The organism is Chitinimonas violaceus, from assembly GCF_052601015.1.
In genome coordinates, this window is record NZ_JBQXDJ010000086.1 from 1 (window position 1) to 13,060 (window position 13,060).

Annotated in this window: 8 protein-coding genes and 1 pseudogene; 4 read left to right on the forward strand and 5 right to left on the reverse strand. The window is 56.0% G+C overall.

Features of this window, described 5'->3' with window-relative positions; translation table 11 throughout:
- Positions 1 to 1,002 precede the first annotated feature (1,002 nt).
- The 3 genes from corA to ACUHMQ_RS18580 form a co-directional block, all read right to left on the reverse strand.
- The gene (gene corA, locus ACUHMQ_RS18570; RefSeq protein ID WP_445296949.1) at positions 1,003 to 1,983 is read right to left on the reverse strand and encodes a magnesium/cobalt transporter CorA; all 981 of its coding nucleotides are present in this window, start codon (positions 1,981 to 1,983) and stop codon (positions 1,003 to 1,005) included.
- 257 nt (positions 1,984 to 2,240) lie between these two features.
- The gene (locus ACUHMQ_RS18575; protein WP_445296956.1) at positions 2,241 to 2,393 is read right to left on the reverse strand and encodes a helix-turn-helix domain-containing protein; all 153 of its coding nucleotides are present in this window, start codon (positions 2,391 to 2,393) and stop codon (positions 2,241 to 2,243) included.
- 10 nt (positions 2,394 to 2,403) lie between these two features.
- Positions 2,404 to 4,731, reverse strand: coding sequence for a heavy metal translocating P-type ATPase (locus ACUHMQ_RS18580; RefSeq protein WP_445296950.1), 2,328 nt, complete (start codon positions 4,729 to 4,731; stop codon positions 2,404 to 2,406).
- Between the two features lie 83 nt (positions 4,732 to 4,814).
- Between ACUHMQ_RS18580 and cadR the strand changes: the two genes are divergently transcribed.
- A complete protein-coding gene (gene cadR, locus ACUHMQ_RS18585; protein ID WP_445296951.1) occupies positions 4,815 to 5,246 on the forward strand; it encodes a Cd(II)/Pb(II)-responsive transcriptional regulator in 432 nt (143 codons plus the stop codon).
- 742 nt (positions 5,247 to 5,988) lie between these two features.
- Positions 5,989 to 8,589, forward strand: coding sequence for a magnesium-translocating P-type ATPase (gene mgtA, locus ACUHMQ_RS18590; protein ID WP_445296952.1), 2,601 nt, complete (start codon positions 5,989 to 5,991; stop codon positions 8,587 to 8,589).
- Positions 8,590 to 8,969: 380 nt separating this feature from the next.
- Here mgtA and ACUHMQ_RS18595 read toward each other — a convergent pair.
- A pseudogene (locus ACUHMQ_RS18595) lies at positions 8,970 to 9,327 on the reverse strand (DDE-type integrase/transposase/recombinase); the annotation flags it as partial.
- Between the two features lie 433 nt (positions 9,328 to 9,760).
- Complete coding sequence (locus ACUHMQ_RS18600) at positions 9,761 to 10,639, reverse strand: LysR family transcriptional regulator (protein WP_445296953.1); 879 nt, start codon at positions 10,637 to 10,639, stop codon at positions 9,761 to 9,763.
- A gap of 103 nt (positions 10,640 to 10,742) precedes the next feature.
- Here ACUHMQ_RS18600 and ACUHMQ_RS18605 point away from each other — a divergent pair, with 103 nt between their 5' ends.
- Both ACUHMQ_RS18605 and ACUHMQ_RS18610 read left to right on the forward strand, forming a co-directional pair.
- Positions 10,743 to 11,639: a Rossmann-fold NAD(P)-binding domain-containing protein gene (locus ACUHMQ_RS18605; protein WP_445296954.1), complete on the forward strand. Its 897-nt coding sequence runs from the start codon at positions 10,743 to 10,745 to the stop codon at positions 11,637 to 11,639.
- Between the two features lie 48 nt (positions 11,640 to 11,687).
- Positions 11,688 to 12,761, forward strand: coding sequence for an alkene reductase (locus tag ACUHMQ_RS18610; protein WP_445296955.1), 1,074 nt, complete (start codon positions 11,688 to 11,690; stop codon positions 12,759 to 12,761).
- Positions 12,762 to 13,060 lie beyond the last annotated feature (299 nt).

Sequence of the window (13,060 nt, forward strand, 5' to 3'; positions counted from 1 at the left end):
GCACTAACTTGATGGCTTCCGCTCGGTATTCCGACGTATAGCTTTGTGTTTCTCTCTTACTCACCGCAGCCTCCTGTTGGCTCAAGTTTACCAATCAGGTGTGTCTACGGAATTCAGGCTACCTCAAACAGCGGGCTGCAATCGAGGACAGGAAGCGTGATAACTTGACCGCTAAGTGCTGATGAGCCGGGAGGCAGGTATTACCTAATGCCAACCCAAAACAGTGAATACTGTGGAGGCTTCGAGCAAGCACCTAGTTAGCGGCAAGGCCTGAGGCAAGCCCTAGCCATGGAATGCCCGTAATTCTGCGTAACCATGACATCAAGATTCGCAGCGAAGGAGGAAGCGTTATCCCCGTTGCCTGTGGATAGTTCCGTTTATAACGCGCGCAAATGGTTGACTGCAGACCGCTTAGCAGTGGTGCCCAATTTTTACGCGCCTCTAAACAGGTCAGGCAGGAAATTGGACAACTTGGCCATCGAACTTCTACACGCCCAAGGAACCGCTATGAAGACAACCGCAATCAAATTTGCGTTCTGCCTATCAGTCGCCATGTTTGCTATGGTCGCTACATTTGCTGACAAGGAACAACCGCCGTCGGACCCAGAGACCTCAATGAGTTGTGAAACCGTTGAGAATTGGGACTGGCAATGTTTAGGACCCATCTGGTAACCACGGTTGGTACTTAGTCCTATATTCCAAGCAAGCTACCTTGGCGGACAAGATCAACTCTCCACCTTGCAGAGAGCCAAGGTGATTATCGATAACCAAACTGCAATGACCATGCTTTACGAGACTTGGATATGCCAATAGCGTTCATCGGACACACAACAGAGGCACGCCAGGAATTGCGCTATCGCGATGCAAGAGAAGCCTTCCAGCAGCGCTTGACGCAGATTCACCGCAAACACTGCCGGGCGCTTGATACCGTGGTGTTGGGCTATCGCTTGTATTGGCTGGAAACGCAGGAGGGAAGTGACACCAACAGTCTGGGCAGTGACGTTACAACCAACCAGTCTTACGGAATCGCCAAAACAATAGCAAATCAAGCACGACCATGACGGCCAGCGTTGTCGGGTAAGCACCCGGTATCTTGAGTTCTGGCATGTGCTCAAAATTCATGCCGTACACCCCAGCAATCATAGTGGGTACAGCGAATAGGGCAGCCCAGGCAGCTAGCTGTTTGCTCACGGCGGCTTCGTTCAATTGGATCAGCGCGAGATGGACCTGAATGGCCGTCGCAATCATGTCGCGTACCGTGTCGGTTCCTTTGACGATGCGCTCCAGGTGGTCGTACACATCGCGAAAATACTCGCGCATGCTGGCACATACTGCCGGTACTCGACCGCTATGCAAATGGGAAATCGCTTCAAGCAATGGCACTGCAGCGTGGTACACCGTAACCAGCTTGCGCTTGAGCGCATAGAGCGCTTCAATGCCCTCACGAGATTGGGTGCTACTCTCAGAGTGGGTAAACATCCGCTCCTCGATCGCTTCCAACTCGCTTTCCAGGCGGTGGGTAATGGCGAAATAGCGATCCACAACGGTGTCAATCAATGCATACAAGACAAATCCGGAGCCATGGCGCAGCAGTTCAGGCTCATCCTCGCATCGCTGCCGCACACTCTGAAAACCCATCCCCGCCTGGTTTCGAATCGATAGAATGAAATTCGGGCCGACAAAGATATCGACTTCGCCTACCGTGAGTTCGCCAGCATCACTCATCTCCAGCATATGTAATACGCAAAAGAGGGTTTCGCCATACTCCTCTATCTTTGGTCGTTGATGCCCATGCCGCGCGTCCTCGACCGCCAGGGGATGGAGGTCGAATTCGACTTGCATTTCATCTATCTCTTCCGGCAGCGGGTCTTTTATAGCGACCCAAACGAAGGTATCGGCACGGCATGCATACTCACTGATATCCTCGACCGGAAGATCACCGATTTTCTCGCCGTCTTGGTAGGCAGAACAGTTGATCAGCATGGTTTGCTCTTGGTAAGGACAGCGTATTCCGTTGCCTTCTGCGCATAAATCGCATCGGCGCACGTGGCAGGATGAAGCAGCCTCCCATGACATAAAAGGGACAAGTGCCACTGTCGCCATCGACAACGCCCAGCGTACCTAAAGTAGGCCCAGCCAGTTTCAAACGCAAGTTTCAGCCCCTATCGATTACATTGGCTGAATAAGCAGCAGGTAAGGTTTGCCGGCCAGTGGGGTGAAACAAGCAGCCGCCATTTCGTTCACGGCTGAGTCGGATCCACCCTCAGGTATTGGTAGTATGTCTCCCGGCTGACCCTAAATTCACGGGCCAGCTTTGCTTTTGGCCCACCCTCATTGACCCGCTTGCGCAGCTCAACGACTTGCTCTGGCGGCAGGACTATTTTCTGCCTCAGTCAATCCAATTTATCGGCGCAACAACCTCAACCCGTTTCCGACGACAAGCAAACTGGCGCCCATGTCGGCGAATACCGCCATCCACATCGTCCCCATACCCATCAGGGTAAGGATCAGGAATACGGCTTTGATGCTCAGCGCCAGCACAATGTTCTGCACCAATACGGCATGGGTTGCTTGCGACAAGCGAACAAAGCGGGCGATCTTGCCCAGGTCATCGTCCATCAGCGCCACATCGGCCGTTTCGATGGCGGTATCGGTACCGGCTGCGCCCATGGCAAAGCCGATGTCAGCCCGTGCCAGTGCCGGAGCGTCGTTGATGCCGTCCCCCACCATGCCGACCTTGCCAGTCTGGCTGAATGACTCGATGGCTTTGAGTTTGTCTTCCGGCAGTTGATCACCCAATGCATCGTCGATACCAACTTGGTCTGCGATGGCTTTGGCGGTATGCGGATTGTCGCCGGTCAACATCACCGTTTTGATGCCCAGCGTATGCAGGGATTGGATAGCAGCCCGGCTGCTGTCCTTGACCGTATCGGCTACCGCGAAGAGCGCTAGTACTCGCTGACCATCAGTCAACAGAATGACGGTCTTGCCTGCCTGTTCCAATTGGCCGAGTTGTGCTTCCAATGCCGGCGAGCACACACCCAGTTCATGGATGAGGCGGTGGTTGCCAAGCTGATAGTCCACACCACCGATATTGCCGCGCACACCTCTACCCAGCAGCGCAGCAAAATCCGCCACTGCCAATAATTTCATATCCGCCTGCTCGCCAGCTACAGCGATAGCCTGCGAGACTGGGTGATCGGATCGGGCTGCCAGGCTGGTGGCTATCTGCACCGCATCAAGGCCCGCAACCTTTTCCAGCAAGACCGTATCTGTCAGCGCCGGCTTGCCATGGGTAATGGTGCCGGTTTTATCCAAAGCCAGCCATTTCAGCTTGCAACCCTCTTCCAGATAAGCGCCACCCTTGATCAAGATGCCTTGCCGTGCGGCAGCAGCCAGGCCGCTGACGATGCTGACCGGAGTGGAAATCACCAGCGCGCATGGGCAGGCAATCACCAAGAGCACGAGCGCTTTATAGATCCAGTCATACCAACTGCCAGCCATCAGTAGTGGTGGCAGCACCGCGACCGCCAAGGCGATAGCAAAAACAGTCGGGGTATAGACCTTGGCAAACTGGTCCACAAAGCGCTGAGTCGGCGCCCGGCTACCTTGCGCTGCCTCGATAGCGTGAATGATGCGTGCCAAGGTGCTGTTGCTGGCTGCTGCGGTAACACGATAATCAAATGAACCCGCCTGGTTGATGGTGCCGGCAAACACGCTGTCGCCCACTGTTTTTTCAGCTGGCAGACTCTCACCCGTGATAGGGGCTTGATTGACCGTGGATTGGCCTGCCACCAACACACCATCCAATGCGATGCGCTCTCCGGGTTTGACTCGGACGATGCTGTCTAAGGCTACCGATCGGGCTGCGATGTCCACCCAGCTACCATCGGATTGCTGTACGGTGGCCCGTTCTGGTGTGAGCTGCATCAAGCCGCGTACCGCATTGCGGGCGCGGTCCAGAGATTTGGCCTCAATGAGTTCAGCCACGGTGAATAGAAACATCACCATCGCCGCTTCAGGCCACTGGCCTATCAGTAGCGCGCCGGTCACCGCGATACTCATGAGCGCGTTGATATTGAGATTACCGTTTTTGAGCGCGATCCAGCCTTTCTTATAAGTGCCCAGACCACACGCTGCCACGGCAATCAGTGACATCAGCGCGACCAGCCATACCGGCAAACCAGCCCAATGCAGGACTTCGGCACTGAAGGCTGCGATACCGGCCAATGCCAGTGGCCACCAAGGTTGCTTCTGTTCCGGCTTACTGGCGGTAGCGGCGTCACTATTCAACGGTTCCGGTGTCATTCCCAAGCTGCGGATCGCGGCTTCGACATCGACTCGGGCATCGGTACGATGCACCACGGTCAATAACCGCTGCATCAGGTTGAAGTCCAACGCCGATATGGCTGCCATGCCGCCTAGTTTTTTGCGGATGAGCGCTTCCTCAGTGGGGCAGTCCATCTGGGCGATCCGTAGCTGGGTGAGTACGCTGCCGGTGGGCACATCCAGCGTAGTCACGGGGCAGCTGTTGGTAGGAGCCGGTGCGTGACCGCAACAACTGGACGCTGCGGCGTCCGCTGATTGGCCATGGGCCTGTTCGTGATGGTGATCATGCTTATCCGCATGATGGTCATGCGCATCGCTAGGGGCGCGATGCACCACCGCAGCATGGTTGTGCCCGCATGAGCCGTGATCGTGACTCAGCTTGATAGGTCGATAGGAAGACATGCGTGTTATCCCGGCAAGAACAATATATGGCACATCAAACACCCTGAAGTTACTATAGAGTCAAGTAATTTGGAGTGAATGACATGAAAATTGGTGAACTTGCCCAAGTGGCGCAATGCACAGTAGAGACCATCCGCTACTACGAAAAGGAAGGACTACTGGCGGCACCCGAACGCACCTCTGCCAACTACCGTCGCTATGGTGAGCCCCATGTGGAGCGCTTGCGCTTTATCCGCAACTGCCGGGCACTGGATATGACGCATGGCGAAATCCGTGCGCTGCTGGGCTTGATGGATAAGCCAAACGACAATTGCGGCGCGATCAACCACCTGCTGGATGATCATATCGGCCATGTGGATGCGCGTATTGCTGAGCTGCAGCAGCTCAAGCAACAAATGGCATTGTTGCGTCAGCAATGCCATACAGAACAAGCGACAGGCGCCTGCGGCATCTTACATGGCTTGGCGGTCATGGAAACTGAGGCGAAGCCGGAACGGCATACTCATCTTGGTTGAGACTACATACGAAGTGTGGAACGCGCTTATCCGCACAGTAAGGCGCAGTCTCACCCTTGTTGGGAGTGACAAGGAAACAGGTAACCGCACGAAGGTCATTGGGGATTGTTCAGGCAATGACGTTGGAGTAGAGTTACACGCTTCATCAACTGCGGAGTTCCCAAGTGGGCACTTGTTCGAGTGACAGTAGTCGGCCGGTTCCAATGACCGGCATCCCCTCGGCAAGATAACGCACAGGTTTTCCCTGCCGCTGTCTCGCCGAACGCGAGAGGCGGCAATGACGTCGCAGCATTCTGCTGCACGTTCCCCCTCCCAGACAACTGAATAGCTGATTGCTCTGCTGCGATCGGTTGCGAACTTCACTTGCCCTCATCGGCAAGTGGGCTGGTCATGTGCATCGACTACGGCGCCATGCGACTCGCTGTGCACGCGATAAGGCTCCACCTTATCCAGGAGGAGGATCGCTATGCGTATTGCGCATTTTCAATTTTCATCAACACGACTTGCATCAATGGCTGGTGCCGGATCACGTCCAATTCAATGCGACTGATGGCAACTGTAACGACAGGAAGGCGTGGTGAGTGATGGTTCTCCCTCCGCTTGTACCTGCGTTCGATGCCGCTCCTGCCGTGGCCATGGCTGCCCACACACCTTAGAAAATGATGCCAGATCCTGACTATTGGCCGCCTGCCTGAGTGCGCTTTCAAAAGCATGAAGCGGCAGGCTGTACCGGAGAACAACAATGAACTTCGCGCTTTTGAAAGAGTTTTTTGCAGGCTTTTTGCGTACCCATCACATCGCCCGGCATTTTCGCCGCCTGGCACTGCTCGACACCCTGACGCAAACCGGTGTCAGCCGGGAACTGCCGGCTGACCTGAGTAAAAATCTGGTAGTGGCTGCAACCAGCGACCCGGCCGCACTGCTAATCCGCCTCAACAGCCACGATGACGGCCTGACCGAAGCCCAAACGGCGGTCATCCGCAAGCGCATTGGATTCAACGAGGTCGAACACGAAAAGCCGCTGCCATGGTGGCAACATCTGTGGTTGTCCTATCGCAACCCGTTCAACTTGCTGCTGACCCTGCTGGCTGTCATCTCCTATCTGACCGAAGACATGAAGGCAACCGTGGTGATCGGCACGATGGTCGTGTTCTCAACGCTGCTGCGATTCTGGCAGGAAGCCAAAGCAAACAAAGCTGCCGATGCTCTTAAAGCCATGGTCAGCAACACCGCCACGGTAATCCGCCGGGATATGTCTGAAAGCACCGCCCAGGTCTTTGAGCAGGAATACGGTACGCTTAGCCGCGCCAACGCAACTCGTGGTGTCGAAGTGCCGATCAAGCTGCTCGTACCGGGAGATGTGATTGTGCTATCGGCTGGCGACATGATCCCGGCGGACAGCCGCGTACTTTCCGCCAAAGATCTGTTTGTGTCGCAAGCCGCCATGACAGGCGAGTCGATGCCGGTTGAGAAGTTCGCCACCCAGTGTGACGTTGACGCGATTAACCCTCTCGAGTTGGACAATATCCTGTTCATGGGCACGAACGTCGTGTCCTGTTCGGCCGCGGCTGTCGTACTCGGTATCGGCAACGCCACCTACTTTGGGGCGCTTGCCTCACGCGTCACGACCACCGACCGTGCGCCGACAGCATTCCAGTCCGGCGTCAACAATGTGAGCTGGCTGCTGATCCGCTTCATGCTCGTGATGGCCCCGTTGGTGCTCTTCATCAACGGATTCACGAAGGGTGACTGGATGGAGGCGCTGCTGTTCGCGCTGTCCATCGCCGTGGGTCTGACGCCCGAGATGCTACCGATGATTGTGACCTCAACGCTGGCCAAAGGCGCGGTGTTTCTGTCGCGTAAGCAGGTTATCGTCAAGCGGCTGGATGCGATCCAGAACTTCGGTGCAATGGACGTGCTGTGCACCGACAAGACCGGTACGCTGACGCAGGACAAGATTTTCCTGGCGCGACACATCGATGTCTGGGGTGAAGAGTCTGACCACGTGCTGGAAATGACCTACCTCAACAGCTATTACCAGACGGGTCTCAAGAACCTGCTGGATGTCGCTGTGCTTGAACACGTCGATGTGCATCAGGGTCTGAACCCAGCCAAGAACTATCGCAAAGTCGATGAAATACCCTTTGACTTCAACCGCCGCCGCATGTCGGTGGTGGTGAGTGAACGCGAGGACCACCACGAGCTGATTACCAAGGGTGCGGTCGAAGAAATCCTTACCGTCTGCTCTCACGTGCGCCATGGTGAAGCCATTGAGCCGTTGACGCTCGAATTGCTGGTCCGTATCCGCAAAGTCACCGCAGAGCTGAATGAAGAGGGTCTGCGCGTGGTGGCCGTTGCCGCGAAGGAAGTACCACCGACCAAAGAGGCCTACGGCGTGACCGACGAGTCGGGACTGACGCTGATCGGGTACGTGGCCTTCCTTGATCCGCCAAAGGAATCGACTGCCCCAGCGCTGAAGGCGTTAGCCGAGCACGGCGTGGCAGTCAAGGTGCTGACCGGCGACAACGAGCTGGTCACAAACAAGATTTGCCGCGAGGTCGGACTGGCAAAACAGGGCGTGCTACTAGGCAGCGACATCGAGCGCATGAGTGACAAGGTACTGGCAGCGGCGGTCGAGTCGCACAATGTGTTTGCCAAGCTAACCCCGGCACACAAGGAGCGCATCGTGCGCCTCCTAAAAGCCAACGGCCATGTGGTCGGCTTCATGGGTGACGGCATCAATGACGCTCCGGCGCTGCGCACCGCCGATATCGGTATCTCAGTGGATACGGCGGTGGACATCGCCAAGGAAGCGGCGGACATCATCCTGCTGGAAAAGAGCCTGATGGTCTTGGAGGCAGGCGTGCTGGAGGGCCGCCGTACCTTCGCCAACATGCTTAAGTACATCAAGATGACGGCCAGCTCGAACTTCGGCAACGTGTTCTCGGTATTGGTGGCTTCGGCCTTCATCCCCTTCCTGCCGATGCTGCCGATGCACCTGTTGATACAGAACCTGCTGTACGACATCTCGCAGATTGCCATCCCGTTCGACAATGTGGACGAGGAACTGCTGAAGAAGCCGCAGCGTTGGCAGCCGGGTGAGGTAGGGCGCGGCAACCCCGCTGCTTGTAATGACGGCCGCGATCATGGCAATTGGCATCTTCCTGCCCATGGGGCCGTTAGCGCATTACTTCAAACTTCAGGCGCTACCGCCGCTGTACTTTGCGCTGCTACCGGTGATCTTGCTGGGCTATATGGGGTTAATTCAGGCGATGAAGCGCATCTACCGCCGCCGTTGGGGTTGGCAGTAAGTCCATACCTGCTCTCTGGTGTGTCAGCTTGAAGCACATTGCAACTTGGCAGGGTTGACCACTAGCGTGCTTTATTTTTCGGATGCTGACCCGACCCCTTTGCAGCGCACAGCAAGCAGTATCGGTCTTGGCTAGACCATAGGCCTAGCCAAGACCGACGTAGACACCAAAGCAAAGACACCACAATTTGCCGTGAACGCGAATGCTGTACGGAAAGTGTGCTTACTATTGGCCACGCTGACACAAGCACCGCGGGAAAGAGGTGAGCTGGGGGCAAAGAAAATGCCTGTTCTCCACCCTGAAGTGGACACGCTACGTAACTTCATAAAGCGGCTATTAAGTGCTCCAGGCAAATTACTTAGAACCTGTTCAGGATCCCGTACCCTGCTTGTGATCTGCCCCCATCTTTAGTACGAACTTTGCCATTGATGCTTTCGATGTAAGCATTGGGCTTGCCTGACTGAATAAAGGAAAGCGTTACGCCAGCTATACGCCCATACATCCAAGGCCCAGTCTGCGAATTCCGGTCCATTGTCAATGGTGAAGCAAGCTGGCAAGCCACGCATCTCCTGCAATCTTTCTAATACTTGTACCACTCGCAAGCCAGGCAATGAGGTATCCACTTCGATGGCCAAACACTCCCGCGTGTAGTTGTCCACGATATTCAGGCTACGGAATAGGCAATCATACGCTAGCCCATCACTGACGAAGTCCATGCACCAACTCTGGTTCGGTTCGCTTGCCGGGATTTTGGGTGTACGTTCGACCGCAGCTATTCATTGCCGTTCCCTTTGATGGAACGGACTCTACCTCGTTACCATACTCAATGCGGGGTGCAGGTCACTATGAGAAACCGAGCAGAACTACCACTTCTCGGCCAAAGCGGACTGCCATAGCTTATTGACTTACCTCACTTTTCCCCGCCCATGCCTATGGGCGATTGGAAATCAACGAAGGCTATTACTGCGCTTATGGTTTGAATCCGGTCTTCGCCAAACAACTGCTAGGCGGCGTGCTCGAGGCAAGCGCTTTTGACGCCAATGGTGATGTACGGGCGGTGGAGCTGCTCGACCATCCTTTTTTTATCGGCACCCTGTTCCAATCCGAACGTGCTGCTCTGGCTGGCGAATTGCCCCCGCTAGCATTGGCTTGCTGCAGGCTTACACCACTGCTGCCCCAGAAGTGCGCTAGCGCAGCATCATTTCATCGGTGCTGCGCCAGGCGTTCACGCAAGAATTCAATAAAGCGTTGCGTCTTCGCTGGAAGCAGGCGCGTTTCTGTCATCGCGTAGATAGGGGTAGGGGGGCCCACCCATTGCGGTAGCAAACGTCGTAGCCGGCCACTCGCCAGTTCATCGGCTACGACTCCCTCAGACACCAGAATGACACCCATATCCAGTGTTGCCAGACGGCGGATCATGCCGACACTGTTGAGGACGAATCGTCCACTTGTCACAACTCTGACCGTCTGTTTGCCATTATGCAGCGTCCATGCCCCTGCCTTTACGATACTGAAGCACTCGTGCCGCGCTAGATCGGCCGGCTCGGCAGGCTCACCCGCGCGTTCAAGGTAGCCAGGGGAGGCATAAAGATAGGTCTGCAGTTGGGCGAGTTGTCGCGCGATCAGTTGGGAGTTTTCGGGCTCTCCCATACGAATGGCCACGTCAAAGGGTTCGCTCACCAAATCCACCCTCCGCGAGGTGAAGTCGAAATCGAAGGTGATGCCGGGGTAACGCTGGGCGAATTCTGCAATCAATGGCGCCAGGTAGGTCACCGCGAAATCGACCGGAAACGAAGCGCGCAGTAAGCCGCTGGGTTGCGCGAGTATCTCGCCGAGTTGCTCATGCGCAAGCCGGGCCTCATCCACAATACGTTTGCAGCGTTCAAAGTAAATTTGGCCGGCTTCGGTCAACTCGACCTTGCGCGTCGTCCGATGCAACAGACGAAGTCCTATGGCCTTCTCCAGAACACTGATCCGCCGCGACAGTGTGGAGTTCGGCATACCAATCGCTTCTGCCGCACCACGAAAGCCCTTGGCTTTGACCACTTCCACAAACAGGGCCATGTCGTTCAGGAATTCCATGCTAATTGCGCCATAAATGCACCAATGAATTCCAAATTACCATATTTATCCCAAACTGAACTGAGTAGATGATGCTTCCTGTGTAGGTCATGAGGAGATAAACATGCAACGAGACACACGCTGGAACTGGCGCCAAACCGATGTGACCCGCCTGGACCTCAAGGACAAGCAGGTGGCCATCGTCGGCGGAACGGGGGGCATTGGCCGAGCCTTGAGTCGCTTTCTGGCGGAACGAGGTGCCAACGTCCTGGTTATTGGACAGATTTTTCGCGACATGGGGGTCTCTGGGGTTAAATTCATTCAGGCGGACTTGAGCCTGATGCAAGAGGCGCAGCGTGTCTCTGCGCTTTTGCCTGCCGAGACCCTGGATCTGGTCATTTTCACCACGGGCATCTTCGCGGCTCCCCAGCGTCAAGAAACGGCGGAAGGCATTGAGCGCGACTTGGCAGTCAGCTACCTCAACCGCCTGGTCATCTTGAACGCCATTGCACCGAAACTGGGCATTCAGCGGACTGATGACTCAACACCGCCACGCGTATTCATCGTGGGCTATCCCGGTGCAGGGCAGATCGGCACACCCGACGACCTTAATACTGAAAAGTCCTACAAGGCCATGTCGGCACATAGGAACACAGTGGCGGGTAACGAAATGCTCGTCCTTGACGTTGCTAAGCACTACCCACGCCTGCGTGTCTTCGGACTGAACCCAGGCCTCATCAAGACCCACATCCGCGACAACCTGCTCGGTAAGGGCTCCTGGAAGTCGCGCGTGATCGAAAGCTTGATCGGGCTGCTGGCGCCCGCTGCCGACGACTATGCCCAGCGTATCGCACCACTGTTGGTCACGCCTGGCATAGATGGGCACAGCGGTTCGATGTTCAATAGCAAGGGGCAAGCAATCCTGCCATCGCAAGGCCTGACCCTAGATCACATCAGCAAGTTCATGGCCACTTCACGGGCATTGGTCGCGCGTGCCGGCGTTGCCGTGGTGACTTCGTAACACGAAGCCAGCCGCTTTCATCTTCAAATAACTTTCAAGGATTGCACCATGAAACAGCTGTTCACCCCAATTCGCGTCGGACGTTACACGCTGCAAAACCGCGTGGCCATGGCACCCATGACCCGCTCACGCGCTGCCAATGATGGCGTGCCTGGTGGCTTGGCTGCTGAATACTATGCGCAACGCGCCAGCGTCGGCCTGGTCATCACCGAAGGCACCCAGCCCTCAGCGGATGGGCAGGGTTACCTCACTACGCCAGGTATCTATACCGACGCGCAGGTTGCCAGTTGGCAGGAAACCACGGCAGCAGTGCATGGCAAGGGCAGTCACATCTTCATCCAGCTCATGCATGCTGGGCGTATGTCACATCCCGATAATACTCCCCACCATCGCCCAGGGGTTGCACCGTCCGCCATCGCGCCTGGCGTTCCCATGTTTACGGCCACAGGTATGCAGCCCATTCCCGTACCGCGAGCCCTGACCACTGATGAAGTGCGTCAGACTGTTGCCGACTTCCGCTTTGCCGCACGCCGTGCGATCGAAGCCGGTGCCGATGGTGTGGAGATCCATGGTGCGAATGCCTATCTGATCCAACAATTCTTCTCCCCCAGCGCCAATACGCGAAACGATGCCTATGGTGGGTCGATCGAAAACCGTGCTCGCTTCGCCATCGAAGTCACTGCCGCAATTGCCGAAGAGATTGGCGCAGACAGAACCGCAATCCGCCTGTCTCCCGGCATAACCCTGTGGGGCATTGACGAAGGCACGGAGGGGCCGGACTTGTACCGCTATCTGGTCACTGAACTCAATAAGCTGGGTCTTGCCTATCTGCACATCTCGCATGTGGGTAACGAGCCGCTGTTGGCCGATATGCGCAAGCGCTGGACACAGACGCTGATTCTGAACCGGCCGAATCGCCCACGCGACCAGATCGGCACCGACATCGATTTGGGGTTGGCCGATATGGAGGCCTACGGCCAAATGATTCTTGCCAATCCGGACTTCGTCGAACGCTTGAAGTCCAACGCCCCATTGAATAGCGCGGATCGCAGTACCTTCTTTGGGGGCAACGCAGTGGGATATACCGACTACCCAGCCCTGAGCGCCACGCAATACGCGTGAGGCACGCCACCCTGCTTATGACAGCGCATGCCAGATCGTCAACACGCGCTAAACATGAATTACTGGTCCGTAACTGGACACTGGACTGCTTGTGGTAATGCAGCAGAGAAAGAGGTGCAGCGATGTGCCTCTTTGCTTTGGTGCCTAGCCTATTCCTTGATACAACGAGGCCCTAAGAACCTGTTCAAAGTCTTTTCATCTAGCTCCAGACCGGCGATGCTTGCCCAATGAGAACCCCTTACCCCAGCGATATCAGTCGCGAACAATTCGAAGCCATCCGCCCTTTGCTGGAAAACGCC